At 59.0% G+C, this 22305-nt stretch carries 19 protein-coding genes and 1 pseudogene; 9 read left to right on the forward strand and 11 right to left on the reverse strand.

Annotated features, from left to right (window positions below; all coding sequences use genetic code 11):
- Window positions 1–44: 44 nt before the first annotated feature.
- Window positions 45–1610: an ABC transporter substrate-binding protein gene (locus CFBP6623_RS21825; RefSeq protein ID WP_080842910.1), complete on the reverse strand. Its 1566-nt coding sequence runs from the start codon at window positions 1608–1610 to the stop codon at window positions 45–47.
- A gap of 42 nt (window positions 1611–1652) precedes the next feature.
- The gene (locus tag CFBP6623_RS21830) at window positions 1653–2444 is read right to left on the reverse strand and encodes a DeoR/GlpR family DNA-binding transcription regulator (protein ID WP_137002574.1); all 792 of its coding nucleotides are present in this window, start codon (window positions 2442–2444) and stop codon (window positions 1653–1655) included.
- 643 nt (window positions 2445–3087) lie between these two features.
- Between CFBP6623_RS21830 and CFBP6623_RS21835 the strand changes: the two genes are divergently transcribed.
- From CFBP6623_RS21835 to CFBP6623_RS21855, 5 genes are all read left to right on the forward strand, one after another.
- Window positions 3088–3372 (forward strand): YMGG-like glycine zipper-containing protein, encoded by a 285-nt coding sequence (locus CFBP6623_RS21835; protein WP_003524016.1) that lies wholly within the window; start codon window positions 3088–3090, stop codon window positions 3370–3372.
- A gap of 214 nt (window positions 3373–3586) precedes the next feature.
- Complete coding sequence (locus CFBP6623_RS21840; protein ID WP_046802220.1) at window positions 3587–4261, forward strand: response regulator; 675 nt, start codon at window positions 3587–3589, stop codon at window positions 4259–4261.
- 1 nt (window position 4262) lies between these two features.
- Window positions 4263–5612 carry a sensor histidine kinase gene (locus CFBP6623_RS21845; RefSeq protein ID WP_046802221.1) on the forward strand — a complete coding sequence of 450 codons (1350 nt, stop codon included), beginning with the start codon at window positions 4263–4265 and terminating at the stop codon, window positions 5610–5612.
- Window positions 5613–5859: 247 nt separating this feature from the next.
- Window positions 5860–7053: an efflux RND transporter periplasmic adaptor subunit gene (locus CFBP6623_RS21850; protein ID WP_046802222.1), complete on the forward strand. Its 1194-nt coding sequence runs from the start codon at window positions 5860–5862 to the stop codon at window positions 7051–7053.
- An 8-nt stretch (window positions 7054–7061) separates the two neighbouring features.
- Window positions 7062–9011, forward strand: coding sequence for a MacB family efflux pump subunit (locus CFBP6623_RS21855; RefSeq protein WP_046802223.1), 1950 nt, complete (start codon window positions 7062–7064; stop codon window positions 9009–9011).
- A 67-nt stretch (window positions 9012–9078) separates the two neighbouring features.
- On the opposite strand, the gene CFBP6623_RS21860 is transcribed toward CFBP6623_RS21855, so the two are convergent.
- The gene (locus tag CFBP6623_RS21860) at window positions 9079–9963 is read right to left on the reverse strand and encodes an NmrA/HSCARG family protein (protein ID WP_046802224.1); all 885 of its coding nucleotides are present in this window, start codon (window positions 9961–9963) and stop codon (window positions 9079–9081) included.
- An 89-nt stretch (window positions 9964–10052) separates the two neighbouring features.
- Between CFBP6623_RS21860 and CFBP6623_RS21865 the strand changes: the two genes are divergently transcribed.
- The 3 genes and pseudogenes from CFBP6623_RS21865 (at window position 10053) to CFBP6623_RS21875 (ending at window position 11401) form a co-directional block, all read left to right on the forward strand.
- Window positions 10053–10469: a winged helix-turn-helix transcriptional regulator gene (locus CFBP6623_RS21865; protein ID WP_046802225.1), complete on the forward strand. Its 417-nt coding sequence runs from the start codon at window positions 10053–10055 to the stop codon at window positions 10467–10469.
- Window positions 10470–10551: 82 nt separating this feature from the next.
- Window positions 10552–11040 (forward strand): annotated as a pseudogene (locus CFBP6623_RS21870) (SDR family NAD(P)-dependent oxidoreductase); the annotation flags it as partial.
- 19 nt (window positions 11041–11059) lie between these two features.
- The gene (locus tag CFBP6623_RS21875; RefSeq protein WP_046802233.1) at window positions 11060–11401 is read left to right on the forward strand and encodes a carboxymuconolactone decarboxylase family protein; all 342 of its coding nucleotides are present in this window, start codon (window positions 11060–11062) and stop codon (window positions 11399–11401) included.
- Between the two features lie 265 nt (window positions 11402–11666).
- On the opposite strand, the gene CFBP6623_RS26945 is transcribed toward CFBP6623_RS21875, so the two are convergent.
- From CFBP6623_RS26945 to CFBP6623_RS21915, 8 genes are all read right to left on the reverse strand, one after another.
- Complete coding sequence (locus tag CFBP6623_RS26945; protein WP_052760280.1) at window positions 11667–13169, reverse strand: SecDF P1 head subdomain-containing protein; 1503 nt, start codon at window positions 13167–13169, stop codon at window positions 11667–11669.
- 166 nt (window positions 13170–13335) lie between these two features.
- Window positions 13336–14379, reverse strand: coding sequence for an ABC transporter ATP-binding protein (locus tag CFBP6623_RS21885; RefSeq protein ID WP_062654450.1), 1044 nt, complete (start codon window positions 14377–14379; stop codon window positions 13336–13338).
- Window positions 14380–14394: 15 nt separating this feature from the next.
- Window positions 14395–15237: a carbohydrate ABC transporter permease gene (locus CFBP6623_RS21890; protein ID WP_046801086.1), complete on the reverse strand. Its 843-nt coding sequence runs from the start codon at window positions 15235–15237 to the stop codon at window positions 14395–14397.
- Window positions 15227–16153 carry a carbohydrate ABC transporter permease gene (locus CFBP6623_RS21895; RefSeq protein WP_046801085.1) on the reverse strand — a complete coding sequence of 309 codons (927 nt, stop codon included), beginning with the start codon at window positions 16151–16153 and terminating at the stop codon, window positions 15227–15229. Before CFBP6623_RS21895 ends, CFBP6623_RS21890 begins: the two co-directional genes overlap by 11 nt.
- Window positions 16154–16208: 55 nt before the next feature.
- Complete coding sequence (locus CFBP6623_RS21900) at window positions 16209–17468, reverse strand: ABC transporter substrate-binding protein (protein ID WP_046801084.1); 1260 nt, start codon at window positions 17466–17468, stop codon at window positions 16209–16211.
- Between the two features lie 29 nt (window positions 17469–17497).
- Window positions 17498–19108: an FAD-dependent oxidoreductase gene (locus CFBP6623_RS21905; protein WP_046801083.1), complete on the reverse strand. Its 1611-nt coding sequence runs from the start codon at window positions 19106–19108 to the stop codon at window positions 17498–17500.
- Between the two features lie 16 nt (window positions 19109–19124).
- Window positions 19125–20168, reverse strand: a complete 1044-nt coding sequence (locus CFBP6623_RS21910) for a LacI family DNA-binding transcriptional regulator (protein WP_046801082.1) — start codon at window positions 20166–20168, stop codon at window positions 19125–19127.
- Window positions 20169–20375: 207 nt separating this feature from the next.
- The gene (locus CFBP6623_RS21915; RefSeq protein WP_046801081.1) at window positions 20376–20834 is read right to left on the reverse strand and encodes an Lrp/AsnC family transcriptional regulator; all 459 of its coding nucleotides are present in this window, start codon (window positions 20832–20834) and stop codon (window positions 20376–20378) included.
- Between the two features lie 123 nt (window positions 20835–20957).
- Between CFBP6623_RS21915 and CFBP6623_RS21920 the strand changes: the two genes are divergently transcribed.
- On the forward strand, window positions 20958–22241 hold the full coding sequence (locus CFBP6623_RS21920; protein ID WP_046801080.1) for a cystathionine gamma-synthase family protein: 1284 nt from the start codon (window positions 20958–20960) through the stop codon (window positions 22239–22241).
- Window positions 22242–22305: the final 64 nt, after the last annotated feature.

Raw genomic sequence — 22305 nt, forward strand, 5'->3', positions numbered from 1 at the left:
GGGCGATGCGCACGGATGCGCATCGCCGAGGCAGCGTGTTATGATCAGCTGAAGCTGAGGTTGTTGCGAAATTCCATCATTTCGAAGCTGATGGGCTTCCACTGGACATTCTTGCGCGCCGCGTAGACGTCGAACGGCTGGTAAAGAATGACGGCTGGCGCTTCTTCCTCGAAAATGTCGCGCATGCGGCTCCAGGCGTCGAAGCGTTCCTTGCCATTCGGCATCTGGGAAACCTTGGTGCAGAGTTCGTTGAACTCGGCCGGAGCCTTCCAGCCCCAACGCTTCTGCACCTGGCCTTTCGGACCAAATTCGCAAACCATCGTCGCCCAGGCGTCCGTCATCCACTGGCCGTTCGACCAGTTGCGGATGTAGCTGTCCTGGTCTTTCGGTGCGGCGCCGGGGGCGAATACCTTCGGAACCACCGTGACGCCGATCTGCTTCCACATCTCGATCATCATCATGAGCGCGGGAACGGCATTGGCGTAGTAATTGCCCATCGTGTGGTAAGTGATGGGGGTGCCGTCGTAACCACTTTCCTTGACCAGGCGCCTGGCTTCCTCGACGTTGTATTCCATCGCTTTGCGGTTTGGATCGAAAGACTCACCGTAGTTCGGGAAGTTGAAGCCATGAGGGATCGAGGCTTTGCTCTTCCAGAGCGATTCGACCATGATCGGGCGGTTGACCGCTAGCGCGAGGGCGCGGCGGAGCGTCTTCGACTGGAACACCTTCTGGTTCATGTTGAAGGTGAACATGTGGAAATTCTCAACGACCTTTCCGCGTGTTTCCAGGTCGGAATAGCCGTTGATGAGGTCCATGTCGTCGGGCGTGAGGGTGGTGACGATATCATATTCACCGCTGATCAGACCGGCGACACGGGCGGCTGGTTCGGCGACAAGCTGGTAGGTGATCTTTGAGGCAGTGGGTTTGATACCCCAGTAGTCGTCGTTTGGTTCGAGAACCACGCGGTCGCCAGCGATCATCTCTACGAATTTATACGGGCCTGTTCCGATTGGCTTGCTGCCGAACCCGACAGTGCCAAGGCTCTTATAATAGTCCTTCGGGACGATGCGCCCCATCCAGGAGGTAACGTATGTCTCCGTCAGATAGCTCGGCGTTTTCGTGCGCAGAACGACAGTGTATTTGTCCTCGATAACGGGCTCGTCGAAGTCGAGCGAATAGGAGCCACCAAGCGGAATGGTCTTGATTGCTTCAGGACCCCACAGGCGCTCGGACGAGAACGTGTAGGCGACGTCATCAGCGGTCATTTCGACGCCGTTGTGGAACATGACCTTCTGGCGCAGCTTGAAGCGCACGGACCTGTCGTCGATGCGTTCCCAGCTTTCAGCCAGCGATGGCATCAGACCGAGACCCGTTCCCGGCGCGCCGTTCCCGAAAAAATCGCGGGCGATGAGCGTGTCGTATATCTGGTTGACGATGCGCGGTCCGACATTGCTGATCGCATTGACCGGCTCCAGCGTGGCTGGCAGCCCGTTGACGCCGATCCGAAGCTCACGGCGCTCCTGGGCAAATGCAAACTTCATGCTGGTGGTCGATGCCAGCGCCGCAACGCTTGCACCGATGATGAATTTTCTGCGGCTGGTCGAAAGCATCTAAGGTCCCCTGCTTGGCAAGATGTACGTGGAAAGGAAGGTTCACGTCGCGATGACGAACTTTTTGCGCAGCTTCTCTGGCGCCGCGTCGATGATGGTTTTCGAGCCGTTGTCGGTGACAACGATGCCGATATCTTCGATCTTGCCGACGACGGACAGGCTGCTCTTTGTGAGCTTCGAATGATCGGCGACGACAATCGTCCGGCGTGAGACCTCGATCATGACCTTCGCGATGCTTGCGTTGACGGGCTCAACGGTACAGACCAGACCGCGATCGACGTCGATTGACGCCGCATTCAAGATGAGCTTGTCGACGTTGAACTGCCGGATGAACTGCTCTGCCAGCGGTCCGCGGAAGGAATGGTTCGTGTCGGTGTATTCACCGCCAACAGAATAAATCTTGTGATCACCCTGGCGCGTCAGCTCGGCAACGATGTCGAGGCCGTTGGAGATGATCGTGAGGTTCTTTCGACCCGCGAGCATTTTCGCGACTTCCAGCGCGGTGGTGCCCGCATCGAGGAGGATCGTGTCTCCATCCGAAATCATTCCGACAACGGTGGCAGCAATTGCAGCCTTTTCATCTTGCTTCCACACCAGACGCGCGGAGTTCGTCGCATCTTGCGCTACCTGGTTGAGCCCGACTGCGCCGCCATGAGTTCTGCGAAGAAATCCCGACTCCTCAAGCTCGACCAGATCGCGACGCGCGGTCGCCACAGATATGTCAAAACGCTCAGTCAGTGTTTTGAGGTCAACGAAATTCTGCTCACGCAGAAGCTCGACGATCTTGGCCTGTCTGCCTTCTGCTTGTGTCGGTATTGGCTGGATCTCGTTCATTTTGTGATGCTTCTCGTTCATTTGTGAGCGTTATCTATCGGCCTTGGATGACACTGATATGACAAAATAGGCCCGAAAAGTAGGTATATTGTATTTTGCAAGGCACCAATTCGATGCTGCAATGCGCTTTGTCGATGAAATATGAGCGATATCGTTCATTTCTTGGGGCTGTAAAGCAATAGAAGCGGTTGAGCTCTCAAACCCGTTTGGTAGGCACTCGGTTGGTAGCTCGTGATAGCGTAGCAGCGCGGTATCCAACGCGCTCCAATCCCGCTTTTGTTGATTGCTGCCCGGACTAAATCCGGAAGGGGTGGGCTAGCAAGCTGCCGCAAGCGGTGTTGAATCGTCGTCAATCCCCGTATGAGAACGTCGGCAAGGGGCTGCGCGTAGTCATTTCGACTCACCATCCCGAAAGGCAGTGAAGAACAGCGTGACGCCGGAGCCTATCGATTAGGCGGCGGCAGTCTTTGAGAATTACTGATCGCTGACACGCGCATCCTACGCGAATTCGCGCTTTAGACTGGTGTCAATGCCGACGGCTCTCCGTAACTTCCGCGTAATTTTTGGCGGCCATACGTCTCCGCCTTGGTGCGCCTCAACGGTCGACGGGCGACCGTAGCGGCGATGGATCGAAAGGACGGACATGAAAAAGATCATTTCAGGCGTACTTGTTTGCTTGACGCTGACAGCGTGCAGCCAGACGGAAAAGGGCGCCGGCATTGGTGCGGCGAGCGGCGCTATCATCGGTGGGTTGGCAAGCGGCACTTGGGAAGGCGCTGCAGTGGGAGCCGCCGCAGGTGGCGTGGGAGGGGCTGTGGTAGGCAACATCAGCGAACGTAACGACAGGAACCGCCGCGACCGCTGGGAACAACGGGACCGCCGCGACTACGGGTGCAGATATCGGGATCATTACGGTCGCTGCCGATAAGGATTGCGGCCTGGGTGGTGCACGTCAATGGCGAGATGGGTACCGGACGAACTTCGGTTTCTCCGGTCTCCACGTCCACGGCAGTTTCATGATGTCCCACAACCTGACGATCAGGACGACGTCACGACTGTCGAGTTTATCTGAACCAGAGCCGTAGTTTTGCTATAAAGACTATCGGGAATGATTAGTCCGAGACTTGACTGATTAGGCGACTATGAAACTTCTGCTTATCGAAGACGATCCGGAAATGACGGACGCGTTGAGGACGGCCCTCTCGCAGCATGGCATCGTGCTTGACGCTGTTGGAGATCTGGCAATGGCGCGGGAAGCAATCGCTATGGCGGATTATGATATTGTCCTTATCGACCGGCAACTGCCGGATGGTGATGGCAGTACCTTTCTCGCCGATTTGCGTCGCGCGGGATCAAATACGCGATCGATCATCATCTCCGCCCTGAGGTCGACCGACGAGCGAATTTCCGGCCTCAATGACGGCGCCGATGACTATTTGCCGAAGCCGTTCGAAATTCCCGAGCTGATTGCCAGAATGAGCGCGGTGCTGAGGCGGGTGCCCACAACCAGCCCATTCGTCCTGTCGGCAGGAAACGTCACCTATGATCGTGTTTCATGCGATGTGCATGTCAACGGCGTCCGGCTTGCGCTCACCCGCAGGGAACTGCTCATCATCGAAACTCTTCTGAGAAACCGGGGTCGTACCGTGTTGCGCTCGTCCCTTGAGGGGCAGGTCTATTCCTTTGACGATGAGATCCAGTCGAACTCGCTGGAGTCCAATATGTCTCGCCTGCGCCGAAAGCTTGGCGAAGCCGAGGCCGACATTGTTATCAAGAATATTCGTGGCATAGGCTACTACCTTCATGAGCAGAAATAGGATGACCAGCACATCCCTTCGCTGGCGCTTCACTTTTGGTTTTATTGTCCTGCAGCTCTGCGCGGTCATCGCCTCTCTCAGCCTGGTTTTTTATCTCCTTTCCGGCCTCAAGCCCGATGTGGCGATCACGTCCATCTGGCTGTCTCAGGAAATCGCAGACTCGGTCCGTCTCGAGCCGAATGGCCGGGCCCATCTGGTGCCGACTGCCAAACTTAAAGAGATCATGGAGGACGCGCCTGACCTGTGGTTCGTGGCAGACCTGGGCAAAGATATTGTCCTTGCACACGGTGCGCCTCCCGGGAAAATTGCCGACAACATGCCATTCCTGCGGGCGTTCAGAAGTGTCGAGCTCCATGGTGACCTGAACGATCCGCTGAGTGTCGCCCGCATGGAGCGTTTCGACACAGAGGCCGGTGAGGCAACGATTTTTGCCGGCGGTGTTTCGATGTCGCAATATGGTGTGACCGTGCTGTTGGGGAACCTTGCCATCGGCGTGCCGGCGCTGATCCTCGTCGCCATTTCCCTCATTGGCGTCCCGTTTGTCACACGCTTGGCTTTGCGGTCCTTCAGCGATCTGACCAGGCGTCTTGACAGGATCGATCTCGACACACGTGGCGCCCTGGTGGAAGAGCGGGGCTTGCCCAATGAGGTGCTTCGTCTGGTGCGCGACATCAACAGGGCGCTGCGTCGTCTCGACAGCGGCTTCGAGGCGACGGAGCGCTTCTTCGTCAACGCTGCCCATGAACTTCGAACGCCGATCGCTGTCCTGCAGGTGAGGATAGATACGCTTTCACCAGGTGCGGACAAGACACACCTGCAGACGGCCATCAAGCGACTTACAGCGATCGCGAACCAGCTTCTCGACACCGAGAAGTATCGGCAGAAGCCTCAGCAGAATGCACCTGTCGATCTCAACAGCGTTGTGTCGAAGGTGGTCGCCGACCTTGCTCCCCTGGCTATCGCCGAAGGTTACGAGATTTCGTTCGATAGCGATGCGGAAAACCTGTTCGTTCCCGGGGATGCTGAAGCTCTGGAACGTGCATTCGTCAATCTGGTGCGTAATGCAGTGCAGTACGGAGGTGGAGGAGGACAGATATCGGTCAGTATTGAGGCTGACGGCAGCGTGACCGTAGCCGATCAGGGCTGCGGAATTGCCGGCGATAAGCAATCGCGCATATTCGAACCGTTCTACCGGATCAGCCCTCACGGCTCAGGTGCGGGCCTGGGGCTCAGCATGGTCAACGAGATCGTGACCCGTCACGGCGGCTATGTTGAGCTTTCGTCCGCTCCAGGCAACGGCAGCACATTTGCCGTGCGCTGGCGCGAGAAGCGCGTTTTCCAGCAGCGGTAGGGGCCGTCGTCTGCGCCAACGGGCAAGGCATCTTCGTCCGTCGACGTTGGCTGAGCACGGGCGCGATCGCTTGATGTCTGGCGGGCAATCTCTGGCACGCCATCCACATTGCAAGCACTCTCTGTCGATCGGTTGACCTTACAGCGCGTGCCAAACGGACCAGGCGCGGCGACCGCTCTCCGTAATTTTCAGGTAACTCTCGTGACAGAGAAAGCCCGCAAATTTCAATAGCATGGACTACGACTAAATGACACGACACATTACCCGCAAGCGTTTCATCCTGGCGGCGGCAACCCTTGTCGGTCTGCTGGTCGTCTGGCTCTTGTTTCTGCGTCCACCGACGAAGCCTGAACTGGTGACCACGCAGGCGCGAACGGGTGACATTGAAGAGGTCGTACTGGCGACCGGGGTTCTCGAACCGCTCGAGCTGGTGCGCGTCGGCGCCCAGGCCTCGGGTCGCGTTGAGCGTCTGGCGGTCAAGATCGGTGACGTCGTCGAGGCTGGCCAATTGGTGGCCCAGATCGATTCCCAGACCCGGCGCAACACGTTGCGGGACCGCGAGGCCGCCTTGGCCAATATCCGCGCCGTCCACGCCGCGCGCAGCGCCGGTCTGGTGAAAGCCGAGAAGGATTTCGAGCGCGAGCGTGACCTGCTGGCAGGTGGTTCGACGCCGCGCGCCCAGTATGACGCCGCGGTTGCCACGCGAGACAGCGCGCGGGCTGAGGTTCAGTCGCTGGACGCTCAGGTCGCCCAAGCGCAGGTCGGGCTGGAGTCCGCAGGCATAGAGCTGGACTATACCCGCATCACTGCCCCGATCGCCGGCACGGTGGTAGCGATCGTCACTGACGAAGGTCAAACCGTGAATGCCCTGCAGACCGCGCCGACCATCGTCATGATCGCGCGATTGGACACAATGACGGTGCGCGCGGATATCTCCGAGGCTGACGTCGTGCGTGTACGGCGGGGCCTACCGGTCTGGTTCAGCATTCTTGGCGATCCGACGCGCCGTTTCGATGGGGAGTTGCGACAGGTGGAACCGGCTCCCGCCTCCATCGCCAACGAGAGCAACGCCGCCGCGAGCCGTATTGGCTCGACCAACGGCGCGGTCTATTACACTGGGCTGATCGACGTCGCGAACGCGGACGGGGTCCTGCGGCCCTCCATGACGGCGCAGGTGTCCATCGTTCTCAGCCGCGTCAGCGGCGCCGTGCTGGTTCCGCTCAGCGCAGTGGAAGGCGCGCCACGGGCCGGCGATACGGCGCGTGTCCGCGTACGCGACACAATGGGCGAGGTCCAGATCCGGCAGGTCCAGGTCGGCATCGACAACGGCGCGGACATCCAGATCCTTAGCGGTCTTCAGGCAGGCGAGACCATCGTCCTGGGAGCATCCACAGACGAACGCACGGATGGCCAGGCTCAACTGGCCGCGGCGAAGCGGTAGGGCGCGCTATGACGGAACCACTGATCCGCGTACGTGGGGTATCCCGCGCTTTCCCCGCAGGCGACGAGATGGTGTGGGTGCTGAAAGACGTCGACCTCGACATTGAGGCCGGCGAGATGATGGCCATCATCGGCGCCTCGGGCTCCGGCAAGTCGACCCTCATGAACATCCTTGGCTGCCTCGATCGTCCAACGACTGGCAGCTACTGGATCGAAGGGCGCGAGACGTCTAAGATGTCCGTGGACGAACTGGCGGCGCTACGCCGTGAGCGGTTTGGTTTCATCTTCCAGCGCTATCATCTGCTTGGCGATCTCAGCGCGGCCAGTAACGTCGAGGTTCCGGCCATCTATGCCGGGCGCAGCCGATCCGACCGGCACAAGCGAGCGATCTCATTGTTGACCCGGCTGGGCCTCGCCGAGCGGACGGGCAATATTCCGGGCAAGCTTTCGGGCGGCCAGCAGCAGCGGGTGTCGATCGCCCGCGCCCTCATGAATGGCGGCGAGATAATTCTGGCCGACGAACCCACCGGAGCGCTGGATACGCACAGCGGCGCCGAAGTTATGAAGATCCTGCGCGAGCTTCACGCCGAAGGGCACACCATCATCCTCGTCACTCACGACAAGAAGATCGCCGAACACGCGGATCGGGTCGTAGAGATCAGCGACGGCGTTATCATTTCCGACGAGCGCAATATATCCAAGTCCGCCGCGACGGCTCGTCCCATCCGCGAACACGCGCCGGACGCTGGCTGGCGTGGCGCAATTGATCGGATGACCGAAGCCTTTCGTATGGCTGGCGCGGCAATCTGGGCGCACAAGATGCGCTCGCTTCTGACCATGCTCGGCATCATCATCGGTATCGCCTCGGTGGCGGCTATTTCGGCGCTGGGAGCCGGCTCGCAGCAACAAATCCTGAGCAGTATCAGTTCGCTCGGCACCAACACGATCGAGGTGCGGGCCGGGAAAGGCTTCGGCGATCTGGAAGCGGGCAAGATACGGACCCTGGTTCCCGCCGATGCCGAAGCGCTGGTGAACCAGCCCTATGTCGACAGCGTGACACCAACCGTCACGACGAGCGTAACTGTCAAGCGCGCCGCCGTGGCCGTCAATGCGTCAGTCACCGGAGTTGGCGCGGACTTCTTTCGTGTACGGGGGCTTGAGCTGGCGCATGGACAACTGTTCGATGCCCAGGACGTTACCGCCTACAGCCAGAATGTGGTGATCGATGCAAACGCCGCGCGAGACCTGTTTCCAGACCGGGTAAACCCGGTGGGGCAGGTCATCCTTCTGGGCACAATGCCGGCGAGGGTTGTGGGTGTGACGAAACGGGAAAACTCCTTCGGCCCGGCGGTTGATACATTGACCGTTTATGCGCCTTACACAACCGTCATGGGCCGCATGCTGGGTCGTCCGAACGTCGACGGCATAACGGTCCGTATCAGAGACGATGTCGATCCGGGCAATGTCGAAGCGGCAGTTTCGCGCCTTCTCGAGCGTCGGCACGGCGCGAAAGACTTCTTCCTCACCAACTCGGCGACCATTCGCGAGACTATCGAGACCACCACGCAAACCCTGACGCTGCTGATTTCGTCAGTCGCCGTGATCTCGCTGATTGTCGGCGGCATCGGCGTGATGAATATCATGCTGGTATCGGTGACCGAACGCACCAAGGAGATCGGGGTTCGTGTGGCCGTCGGCGCTCGCCGCAGCGACATCCTCTCCCAGTTCCTGATCGAGGCCGTCATGGTCTGCCTTGTCGGCGGCTTCATGGGAGTGATGCTCGCCCTCGGGATCAGCGCTCTTTTCAATTTGCTGAGCCCCGACTTCAAAATGATCTTCTCTTCGGGCTCCATCATGGTGGCCTTCACCTGCTCAACCCTGATCGGAATCGTCTTCGGTTTCCTTCCCGCCCGAAATGCGGCAAAGCTGGACCCGATCGAGGCCCTGGCGCGTGACTGATGACCTGGAAACGTCTGCTCGCTAGCCGTTGCGGTCGCTTATCATTATTGAGGCTGGCGTAGTGTCACTAGGCCGATGGTTGTAAGGCTGCATCGAGCAGCTTGCGCCCATTGCCAGCGAGCCAGGACCTGAAAGGGAGAAGGTCGGGGTTAATTTCGCGCATGACTTTCAGATCGACGAGCTCGGCGAGCGGCCCGTCTACCAGGCTCTTTGCCATATGCGCGAGATCAGCGTTTGCAGCGAGAACATCGTCCGGAAACCGTTCATAGGTTATTGAGCGACCGGCTGCTTCGCTGAAAGCGACCTCAAGTTCACCTCCGGTCAGTCGATCGCTCGCGATCTTAAGTGTTGCACCGCCAAAGCGTGACTTGTCGGCAAATACGGCAGCGACAAACCTGCCGATGTCTTCCACGGCGGTAAGCTGAATGGAATGGTCGGGTCGGATCAGGGACACCAGCCGGCCCTCATCCAGACCGAAGCCAGGTCGCACCAGCATTTCCATGAAAATCATCGGCCGGATGATGGTCGTAGTCATGTCCAGCTGTCGAATATGGGCTTCGATATGAGGCTTGGCGTCGAAACGCGGAACGCCTGTCAGTTCATTCCCCACGCTGGCGCCAGACGAATAAACAAAATGGTTGATGCCGGTTTCGGCAGCGATATCCGCAATCGATATACCATGACGGACTTCGTCTTCGGCGGCCAGGTTGGCTGGCAGTACGCTAAAGACACCGTAAGCGTCTTTCATCGCGGTGCGGATTACATTTGTCTCTTCAAATGAACCCTGCACAAGCTCGACACCTGCATTCCTCAACTGGAGGGATTCAGCTTTGGTGGAATCCAGAACGAGCGCGCGAACGGGCCATCCCGCTTTCAACAGGGCTTTGGCGACTGATCCTCCCTGTTTTCCGGTTGCGCCGAAAACCAGAATGGGGTGCTTGCTATTGGTCATTTGAAACCCTCGCGTTAAACAAGGGCCATCCATATATACGAATGTAGTTCTGCCGGAAGACGGCACATTTTTCAGCGTCAGGCACAAGGATGAAACCCTTGGATGAACAGACCGATGTCAGTACACAGTACGGGTCAGAAAATGACAGGCAATTCAGGCCCATTCCGTCAAATGGGGTCTGCAGCCTGCTGAGTGACAAGTGGACCGTGCCGGTTCTCTGGCGTCTTTCGCTCGCCGAGGATCATCGGCTCCGCTTTTCAGCCTTGAGAAAAGAGGTCCGTGAAATCACCCAGCGCATGCTGACGCTCACGTTGCGCAATCTCGAGCGTGACGGCTTCGTTACACGTCACTATTTCCCTGAAGTGCCGCCACGTGTTGAGTATGAGCTGACGGATATAGGCCACGGAGCCTTGCACGCCCTTGAGGGGTTCAACTTCTGGATCCACGACAATCTGGAAGCCATCAAGGCGCGACGACGCGCTTACGACGACCAGAAGGAGCTGTAAATCCGAATCCCCGAGCCGAGTTGAGAGACACAGAGACCGCTCCAGATTAGCAACGCTTGGCTAAGACCGCGCCGGGGTCTTCAACCCCAAGCCATTCATAGAACTGACGGAAGCCGACTACGACTGGTATCTGGACACGATTCTCAAGGGTAAATTCTTCACGGCGCAGGCAGCGGCCAAGGTGATGAAGGAGAAGGGGGGCGTGATTGTCCAGACGGGTTCCATGTGGGCGATCCAAGCAATCGGCGCAACGCCATCAGCCGCCTATTCCGCGGCGAACGCAGGGGTCCACGCAATGGTCCGCAACCTCGCCATTGAACTTGCTCCGTACAATATCCGGATCAACGCAGTCGCGCCGGCAGTTGTCGAGACCCCTGTCTATAACACCTTCCTCTCTGACGATCAGGTCAAGGAGGTCCTGCCAACCTTTAACGCCTTCCACCCGCTCGGTCGGAATGGCCAGCCGCGTGATGTTGCCGAAGCGATCCTTTTCCTGGCATCCGAGCAGGCATCGTGGATTACCGGCACGATCCTTCCCGTGGATGGCGGCGTGACCGCCGGCCGCCAGTAAGGAGATCACCATGAACACGATGCAGGATTGGAATGCCTACCGTGAGACGCTGTTGGCGCGGGTAGGAGAATTCGCGAAGCACAGCCCCGATGTGTTGCGTGGGCTCAACATGGTCGAAGGCAGCGGGGCCAAAACAAAACACCTTGAGCCGAAAATACACGAGCTGATCGCCCTCGCTGTCGCGGTTACGACCCGTTGCGACGGCTGCATCTCCGTCCACGCCAAGAAGGCAGTCGAACTCGGAGCAGTGAAGGGTGAAATCGCTGAAGCTCTGGGTGTTGCCATAGCGCTCAACGCTGGAGCAGCACTCACGTATTCGGCACGCGTACTTGACGCTGTCGATGCCCTCCCATCGGACTAAGGCAGACATGCTGGCGGGGCCAAAGCGCCCCGTCAGCGATCTTCCTTCCACGCAGTGTTTTGCAGGGCAGGGCGGATCACAGTGGCCAATCCCTCCCGGAAGCTGCCTTTCGCCGAATAGGTTTTGTGTGAGTCGCGCTTATGGAGTCCACCGAGCGCAATTCCGGACGGTCAGCGATTGCGATACGAAAACTTCTGATCTGTCTGTCTGGCATCCGAAAAAAACAGGACGTGCCCGCATACCGGAAGAAATCCTCATCGCAAGGTCACGGCGCCAACCGCACAATGATCGTCGCCTCAGAGGATGACAAGTGCCGCTCAATCACCTTGGCTTGCGATGAATCAAGACCATTGATGGTAACGCTGCCGCCGATAATTGGCTCTCTCACCACCGGCTCGAAAATGACTTCTCCATCAACCAGCAACTGGGTCTTGTGCCCGAGAGCTACGCGCGTGAAATCCTCGAAGGCCTTGGCGCTTTCCGGTGTCAACGCAATTTCCACCGCAGGTCCTGCAGCAGGATCGACCGAAGTTTTCACCTTGGCGACCTTGAGCGAAATCGGTGCAATGTCCCCGCCGCCGTCGGCAGAGGTTTTGCCACCCTCATTCTGGTCGGGAGAGGAAGCGGTATCGGCTTCGGGCTTCGGGCGGTACTGGTCCAGATTGATTGAAGCCTTCGTATTGTTTTCGGGTAACGGCTCAACCCGTTGGCCAGACAGGGTCTCGGCAGTCCAGGCACGCGGCGCGGGCAAGACCGGTGGCTGATCCTCTCGCCAGATATGCACGGCCACGGTAACCTTCATGCCGCCAACATTTGCGACCGTGTTTTCCAGCACTTCGATTGTCGAGCCGTCGTGTGTTGAATTCACATAGGTCACAGTCCGCGATTTGCCGGCGCTTCTGGCCTGCGCCAGTTGCGCATCGGTCAGTTGTTTGGCCCGGTCTGCGAAGCTCGCGATCATGCCATCGATCGAAGATTGCTGGGATTGCAGCAGGGCAGCCGGATCGTAGGTTACCTTCGCGCTGAAGGTGGCTGTTTGCCGGGCCTTGTCGGCGGCTTCGAGTTTCCAGACGGTACTTGTCGGAACGAGCATCCCCTTCAGTTCTTCGCTTCCCGCAACCGTCCATTCCTTCCCGATATCGGTCGTGAAAGCTTCGGAGGATTGCCCAAGCGCAAGGATCATGCTTTCCGGCGCAAGCACGTCGATAACGACTAGGGGATTACCTTTAACCGCCTGGAGCATGCGGGAAGCCGTGTTATCAGACGAGGACGTGGACAGAAGCATTTCCATATTGGCTATGATCTGATCGGCGCCGACAAGCGCCGTCGGGGCACCGCTCGGATCCGCGTCGAATTCCAGCTCCTCGACGCCATAAGCGGCGAGCGAATTGCGAAACATGGCGTTCATCGCATAGGAATCCGCAGCGCCCGTTGCGTCCGGGGGAATGTCCGCCGAAAGCCTCCACTTCATCCGCATCCCCTCGTCGTTCTGCGACAGGACCGTTGCCGATTGACGGAAATCGCCCCGCATGACGGCGGACGATGCTTCCGGCCTGTCGAACCAAAGCGACATGTCGGTCTCGGTCGTCTTTTGAACGCGATAATGACGCTCAGTCCCAACCGCAGGTTCGTAAGGTGGAACGGTCACGCTCTCCGCCGCCTGGGCCGGGCTGACTGCCATCGTTACCTGGAATATCAGCCCGGCAGCGAGAAAGAGGGGAGGGACCAGACCGATATTACGGCGCGTTACGTTCGTGCGAATTTGCATGCCCCTCCAATTAGCTTTCCAACACCTGACACGTGGATTTCATACTGTCTATCCCAGGTTCAGCGCCAAACGGCTCCCATAAACAGTGATTTTTAATCATTGAATCCGGCCCTGCGTTGCGATTCCGCGATCATTGCACTCAGGCGGTGTCGTGGCGATCGGTCTGCTAGTTGAGGCGTTGACTGGTCCTGGCATCGAACAAATGGATCGACGCCAGATCCGGCTGAACCTGAATGGTCGCGCCCGGCTGCGCCTGCACACGTTCGCGGAAAACACCGATGACCTGGTGGTGGCCGATCATCATCGTCACCTGCGTTTCCGAACCCATTGGCTCCACCAGCAAAACCGTTGCGGTGAGGCCATGGTTGACCAGTTCGAAATGTTCCGGGCGGATGCCGTATATCGCTTCGCCTGTGGCGGGGCCGGGGGGGAGGGGCAAAACGACGCCGTCAGCCTCGAAGCCAGCGGCGGTAAGTTGTCCCTTGATGAAATTCATCGCCGGGGACCCGATGAAGCCGGCGACGAAGGGATTGGCGGGCCGGTCATAAAGCTCAAGCGGCGCCCCGCATTGCTCGACCCGTCCGGCATTCATCACCACGATCTTGTCGGCCATGGTCATGGCTTCCACCTGATCATGCGTGACATAAACGGTCGTGACCCCCAGACGCTGGTGCAACCCTTTGATTTCACCGCGCATCACCACGCGTAGCTTGGCATCGAGATTGCTGAGCGGTTCGTCGAACAGAAAAACCTGAGGATTGCGGACGATTGCGCGGCCCATGGCGACACGCTGCCGTTGCCCGCCGGAAAGCTGGCGGGGGAACCGTTCGAGCAATGGTGTCAGCCCCAGTATCTCCGCTGCCCAGTTCACCCGCTCAGTGATCTCGGCCTTGCTGCCGCCGCGATGCTCGAGCGAAAATGCCATGTTCCTGGCCACGCTCATGTGCGGATAAAGCGCGTAGTTCTGGAAGACCATGGCGATGTCGCGGTCCTTTGGTTCGATTTCGTTGACGACACGGCTGCTGATCGAGATATCGCCGCTGGTCACGGTTTCAAGGCCTGCGATCATCCGCAGCAGGGTGGATTTGCCACAGCCCGAAGGGCCGACGAGGACAACGAATTCGCCATCGGCAATATCGATATCGACACCATGGATGGTGGCGAGTGCGCCATAGCTTTTCTTGACGGATCTAAGGGTAACGGGTGCCATGGGTCAGCCTTTCGATTAGCCTTTGAGCCCGGTATGGGCGAGGCCTTCGACGAATTGTTTCTGCGCAACGATGAAGACGATGAGTACGGGGATGGCGGTCATCGTTGCTGCGGCAAGCTGGATGTTCCACATCGGTCCGCCATAGGCGTCGGTAAATTGTGTCAGTGCCTGGGGCAGGGTGAACCTGTCGGGGCTGGAAAGAAAGACGATGGGTTCGAGATAGAGGTTCCAGCTGCCGAGAAATGTGAAGATCGCAACGGCGGCCAGCGCCGGACGGGAAAGCGGCAGCGCGATGGTCCAGAATATCTTGAACCGGCCGAGGCCATCGACCCGGGCGGCTTCCTCCAGTTCCACGGGCAGGGAGATGAAGAACTGGCGCATGATGAAGGTGGCGAAGACCGCCGGCGCACCGAAGATCGGCACCAGGATGAGCGGCCAGTGTGTGTTGACCATGCCCCATTTGAGAAACATCCGGAACAGTGGAACCAGCGTCACTTCGGATGGGATCAGCAGCCCCACCAGCACCACCATGAAGATGGCGTTGGCGAAGGGGAACCTGATGCGCGCAAAGGCATATCCGGCCATCGATGCCACTGCCATGGTGCCGATGGTGACGATTGCGGCGATATAGGCGGAGTTCCAGTATTGCAGCGCGAAGGGCTGTATTCTGAAAACGTCGGAATAGGACGAAAAATCGAAGGCGCGCGGCCATATATCAGGCGGAAAGGCAAATATCTGGCTGACGGGTTTGACAGACGACGTCACCATCCACCAGGTCGGAAAGACGAAGGGGACAAGCAGCACGCAGAGTATGAAATAGATCAGCGCCTGCGCGCGTGGGCTGAGTTCAGTTTTCATAGAATACGAACTTTCTGCGCAAGTGCCATTGGATGAAGGTGAGAGCGCCGACAATGACCAGCAGGATGATGGAGAGTGTCGAACCGTAACCGAAGAGGTAGAACTGGAAGGCCTGCTGATAGAGGTAATAAACGAGAACCGTCGTGGAAAAACCCGGCCCGCCCTGAGTGAGGATCATGATCTGCGCAAAGACCTGCAACGCGCCGACGATCGTGACGATGGAGGCAAGCAGGATCGTCGGGCTGATCATCGGCAGGGTGATGCGATAGAACTGCTTGAAGCGCGGCACACCGTCGACGCGCGCGGCTTCGAACAGTTCCCGCGGCACGCCCTGCAGTGCTGCGAGAAACAGGATCATGTTGAGGCCGAGATTCTTGAGCGCCTGCACGACGATGACCGAGATCATCGCCGTTGTGGGGTGGCGCAGCCAGTTGGGACCCTCGACGCCGATCATTTGCAGGAGGCCGTTGATGCCGCCATTATTCTGCAGCAAAAAGCTCCAGACGATTGTCCAGGCGACCAGCGACACTACCACTGGCGAAAAGAACAGCGTGCGGAACACGGTCATGAAGGCCAGCTTCTGGTTCAACAGCAATGCAAGTCCCAGCGCCAGGCTCATATTGAGGAGCGCTAGCCCGCCCGAGAACACGGCGGTCACGGCCATCACCTCGCCTATGGCCGGGTCGCTGAGCAGCTTCTGGTAATTGGCAAGGCCGGTGAACCGGAAAGATCCCGCCAGCACGTTCCACTCATGCAGCGAATACCAGAAGACCAGCACCAGCGGAACGAGCACGAAGACAACGATGCCGATGAGTTGCGGCGCTATGAACAGATAACCGGTGGCGGCGTCCCGCCGCGCCATGGTCCAGAAGCCGCGCCGGGCCTGTGTTTGCGCCGTCTGGAGGGCAAGCGTCATGGCTTTTCTTCCTTCTGCTTTTCGCATCCACGCAAAATCGGATGACTACGAAGCGTCAATTGGCCGCCAGCAATGGGTCGAGACGGCCGCAAAGCGCTTGCAGGACAGCCGCAACGTCGGCATCGGGACGCCAGAGACCGTCCAGGCTGGCACGAACGGTTTGTTGCAGCCGGGCAAAATTGAGAACCTGCTGCGTCGACTGACCGGTGGCGACGCCACGAATGACTACGGCCTCTATCTGTTTGCGCGACAGCAATGGGTTGGCGGCCGCGAGCACATCGGCGGTGAGCAGGCTCTGCCGCGCCGGCGGGAAAAACCGCGCGAGCTTGGCTACATTAGGCTTGGAGGAGAAAAATGCCAGGAATTCCGCCGCGAGCTTGGGATTTTTGCCGCTGGCCATGACGCCAATGCCCGCCCGACCTGTAACGGCATAGTCACCTGCAGGCCCTGTGGGCAAAGGCACGAGATCCCAGTCGAAGGCCTTGTCGCCTTTCGGCAGCAGCGCTGCGCGGCTGATCTGGGTGGTCGTCATCGCCGCATCCCCGGCAAAGAAATCGGCCGAAACACCAGGCCCCGGCATGGCTTTCTTCACGAAGATCGCATCGTGGATGAAGCGCATGGCATCAACCATCTCCGGGCTGGCAAAAGCACAGGACTTGGTGTCTTTGGACCAGGGATAGGCATTCCAGCCGGTATAGACTTCGGCAAGGTTCTCCCAGGCCTTGTATTCAAAATCACGAATGATCAATCCCTGTTTGCCGGTGGCTGCGACTTTCGCGGCCGTCGCAATGGCATTGTCCCAGTTCCATTCGCCGGCAGCGATCATCTCGGCGGGCGTCTTTGCGCCTGCCGCCCGGATCATGTCGTTGTTGACGAAAACGCCGAAGGGCGATGTCGAGAATGGATAGAGATATTGCACCCCTTCATGCGACCAGGCGGTGAGTGTTGCCGGGGGGAAATCGCCCATGTCGTAACCTTCGGTGTTGGCAAAGGTTTCAGTGAGGGGATAAAGCGCTCCGGCGGCCATGAAGTCGGGCGCGGTCGTGTCGAAAAGCCAGGCCAGATCGGGGGGATTGCCACCGGCGATCTGGGTGGTCAAGGTTGTGGCATAACCTTCGTAGGCAAGCGAATCGTAGGTGATCTTGACGCCGGGATGGCTCGCCTCAAACTCATCGGCGATCTCGTTGAACAGGGCCAGATGGGCTTCGTTGGCGCTCCAGATGGCCATCCGCAATTCCTGCGATAAAGCCGGTGAAACCAGCCCGGACGTGACCAGGAAACCGGCCATTGCAATTTTCACTATACTCCTGCGCATAAATAATCCTCCCAGATTATACGTATTAGCTAGTAGCCGCGAATATCAGGCCAATGGCGCTCCACCCCTTGGCGTTCAATATGGGTGTGGAACTCCGCCAGCCGCTTTTCATCGGCATGCACGCCATGCGGGGTCTCGCCCCTGTCGAGGCAATAGGCGGCCAGCATGCCTGCCACTTCGCCGATGTTCCATTCGACCGGATGCAGCCTGTAACAACCATTGGTGATATGCGTGGTGCCGATATTCTTGGAAGCGGCCAGCAGATTTGTTTTGTGGCGGGGAATAAGGGCACCCAGCGGAATTTCGAAAGGGCAGGCGCCGACATCGATATAATTATCGCCGCCCGTCGAGGGGTGCAGGTCGATGCGGTACATGCCGACGCCGATGCTATCCGGGTAATGTACCGCACCGCGATCGCCGCGCACTGCAAGCGACAGATCCTGCTCGACCACCGTGGTCAGGGCACGAATGCGACGGCTTTCACGGATATAGGGCGCCATTGCCAGGCCATGTTCCGTGCCGGTAATGTCGCCGCGCAGGCGCAGGCCCGGAAAGCCCTGGCCGCCATCCGGGCGAGGCGCCTCGGTCTGCATCCAGTAGAACATGGAATAGGACAGGCTTGCCGCATCGGCCAGCCGCTCAGCATATTGTTCGGGGGTAACGTCGATGATCGGCGCCTCGAAATAATCGATCATCGGCCAGTTCACGAGGCAGATATCGCTGGCATAGGCGCCGGGCCGAAATGTATGGCGGGCGGCAATACGGCGGAATATCCACAGGCTCATATCGCCGGCGCTGTGGCGCTGGTCGGCGACGTCGCGTGTTGCGTTGTCGACCGGGTTGGGATCAAAGAACCGGCGGCTGCGCTCCAGTGTACGCGGGTTGGGCGAGTCCCAGCTCAACAGCGGGCCGCCCCAGAATTCGGGGGCAACCTGACGCCAGTGGTCGTACCGGGCGGGTTTGTCGATGACATGGTTGCCGTCAACCTGATCGACGGCGAAGCAGATCGAGACGGCCTGCTGATTGTGCGGTTGCGCCTCCGCCGGCGCGCTCGGCTCGCCGGTTTCGGATTGGGCTTCGAAACCAATGACATAGTCGGTTGCGGTCAGCGGCAGCAGATCGCCCAATTCGGTCGCGTCGATAATGTAGCGGGCCGAGCAGGAGATGAGATCGCCCGTATTGCAATGGCGCAGCGTCACGGCCCGCACGGTGTCGCCGTCGGCCTCCGCTGCGATCGGCTCATAGGGCTTGAGGATGGTCAGCTTGCCGCCGGCCGCGTAAGGCGCAAGCATTGCCTCCATCATCGCCAGCGAAACGCGTGGTTCATGGCAGAGGCGAGATACGTTGCCGTCACCGGGGTTGAGCGTGAGATCCGCCCGGGCGGTGTCCGTCAGCGGATAGTGGTCGCGGTAATATTGCCGTACGCCGGTGCGCAGGGCGCGATAGCTGGCCGTGATCCCGAACTGTTCAACCCAGCTGTGCTCATCGGGCGGCACCGCCTGGCTGGTCAGCTGGCCGCCAATCCAGTCGAATGCTTCTGTCAGGATAACGCTGCGGCCGTTGCGCAGGGCCCCAAGCGCCGCGGCCACGCCGCCAAGTCCGCCGCCAACCACAAGAATATCTGCATTGTATTCTCTCACGTCAGGTTCTCTTTCCTTAAGTTGGGCCTTGATTTGGGGAGCCAAGCGTTTCGCCTGCCACGATGTCGCAGCCCAGCAGTATTTGCCGCACGGGGCCGGGGGGGCTGGTGAGGGTTTCGACCAGCATGGAGGTCGCCTGCCGGCCCATCTCTTCGCGGGGGATGGCATAGGAGGTGAAGACGCGTTGCGACCGGAATGTATGCGTTCGTGTGCCGCTTCCCAGCACCACGATGGAAAGATCGTTGGGGAGGCTCACTCCCTGGGCGCGGGCATGATTGTCGAAAACCATCGCTTCGGCCACTTCGGCAAAAAAAACGACGCTCGCTCCGCTGGCGCGAACGGCGGCCAGTTGCTCGGCCGGATCGCCATTTTCAGTCTCGTGGGAATAGACCAGTTCCGCCGCGCCCTCGATTGCGGCGAGAAAACCACGCCAGCGGTCGCTGATGGATTCCGCCGGGCCCGTCGCACCGATAAAGGCGAAGCGGCGATGGCCGGCGACAAGCGCCTCTCGGACAAGAGCATGCGTGGCTGTCACGTAATCCGCGCCAACATAACGCACCGGCCCGCCGGCATCGTCACGACGACCGACTGCGACATAGGGATAGTCACCGGCAACCAGTTGGGCCAATTCATCGCGGTCGAACTGACTGCCCAGAATGAGGCATCCGTCAGCAAGTCGAAGCCGACCTGTTTCCCCGAAGATGCGCTTGCGGCCGTTGTCGTCGCGCGCCGCAGCCGTCATCAGCAGAAGGTCGTAGCCCAACCTCTCCGCTTCCTCCTCTATTCCCATCAGAAAAGGCGTGTAGAAATCCGCCTGCGCAATCGGGAAAGCCGGCTGATAGGTGAATACGCCCAGAATCCGGTTGGCACCCTTGACCATGCTGCGCGCGATGGGATCCGCCACATAACCGGTGTCGCGAATGGCCTTCAGCACACGCTCCCGCGTTTCAGGCGGGATACGACCTTCAGCGGATTTCGCCTCGTTTAGCACGAGCGAAACCGTTGCCTGGCTGACCCCCGCGAAGATCGCAATGTCCCGTTGCGTCAAGCGCCTAACCATCGAAACCTCATTTCCTGTCGCTTGCTAATTCGTATTAGCTGCTTATGCGTATAAACAAGGTTTGCGAGAGGATGTCAAGAGTGAGGCACTCCACGATGATGTCGGGAGACGTGATGCGCTCCAGGCAGACCCTGCCGAACCTTGGGATCAGCGCCATAGAGCATGAGGGCCGGGTGAAGGAAGGAATTGCAACAATCGTGGCGAGGTTCAGATGCGTCGTGCCTTTATCGTGTTCATGACGAAGCTTGTCTCGATGGTGTCGACGCATTTCAGCTTTGCGATCTTGTCTTTGATGAAGCGCTCGTAGTCCTCCAGCCCGCCACACATGACCTTGAGCATGTAATCCCTCGAGCCGGTGACCAGATGACATTCGAGAACCTCATCCCAGTTGAGAACGGCCGCCTCGAACATTCGGATTTCGTCGTCGTGCTGGCGGCTGAGGCGGACGGATGCAAGGGCGGTCATCGTCCATCCCTCGATTGCCGGATCGATAATCGCGGAATACCCTTTGATCGCCCCCACTTCCTCCAGCCGCCGAAGCCGCCGCAGACACGCGGATGCCGACAATCCCACCCGCTCGGCAAGTTCGTTGTTTGTGACCCGCGCATCGGCGGACAATTCCCTGAGTATCCGTTTGTCGATCTGATCCGCAATTTTCTGCGACATAAAGGAAAATTCTCCGCAATATATTGCGTCATCAGACATGTCTGCGCCTTAAAATGCAAGTTATTTTGGCCTGATTGCATGTAACCTGCAGACAGTTCAACGCCAGCCAAGGGATCATCGGAAATGACCGCGCCGCATCCGTCCAAAACCCACATCGGCAATCACGCTCTCCATCCTGAAACCCAGATGCTTAATTACGGATATGATCCGGAATTGTCGGAGGGCGCCGTAAAGCCGCCTGTGTTTTTGACATCGACTTTCGTCTTCAAGTCGGCAGAAGACGGGCGTGACTTCTTCGACTACGTCTCCGGGCGCAAGGAGCCGCCGGAGGGCAGGGGGGCGGGCCTCGTCTATTCGCGTTTCAACCATCCGAACAGCGAAATCGTTGAAGATCGTCTTGCCGTTTACGAACGTACGGAGAGCTGTGCGCTCTTCTCATCCGGCATGTCCGCCATTTCAACGACGCTTTTTGCTTTCGTCCGGCCCGGCGATACCGTGCTGCATTCCCAGCCCCTGTATGGTGGCACGGAGACGCTGCTGGCCAAGACCTTCCATAATTTCGGCGTGTCTGCCGTGGGTTTCGCCGACGGCGTCAGCGAAGCTTCGGTGATGGCTGCGGCAGAGGAGGCGATGGCGAAAGGCAGGGTGTCTGTCATCCTTATCGAAACCCCCGCCAATCCGACAAACAGCATTGTCGACATCGCGATAATGGGCCGCGTCGCTGATGTGATCGGCCAAAAGCAGGGGCACAGGCCGATCATCGCCTGCGACAACACGCTTCTCGGCCCGGTGTTCCAGCGACCTATCGAGCACGGTGCCGATATCTCCCTCTATTCGCTGACGAAATATGTTGGCGGGCACTCCGATCTCATTGCCGGGGCTGCGCTCGGTCGGAAAGATGTCATGAAGCAGGTGAAGGCCTTGCGTGGCGCTATCGGCACGCAGCTTGATCCGCATTCATGCTGGATGCTTGGCCGCTCCCTTGAGACGCTGCAGATCCGGATGGAGCGGGCGGACAACAATGCCAGGGTCGTGGCTGAATTCCTGAAGGCGCACCCGAAGGTCGAAAGAATCCACTACCTGCCGTTCAGCGAGCCGGCGTCCGCTGTGGGCAAGGTGTTTGCGGCTCAATGCACCGGCGCGGGATCGACATTCTCGTTTGATATCATCGGCGGCCAGGCCGCATCCTTCAAATTCCTCAATGCCCTGACCATATTCAAACTCGCGGTGAGCCTTGGCGGTACGGAGTCTCTTGCTTCCCACCCGGCAACCATGACGCATTCGGGAGTTCCCGCCGATGTTCGCCAGCGCATCGGCGTGCTGGATTCCACAATCCGGCTGTCAATCGGTATCGAACATCCCGACGATCTTGTCGCTGACCTGGCCCTCGCCTTGGACAAGTCATGACGCGGAGAAAGATGTAACCTCGAATGGATGGAAGGCGAATGCTGCGGCAGATTCTCGCGCTGCC

Source organism: Agrobacterium tumefaciens, assembly GCF_005221385.1.
Classification (GTDB): Bacteria; Pseudomonadota; Alphaproteobacteria; order Rhizobiales; family Rhizobiaceae; genus Agrobacterium; species Agrobacterium tomkonis.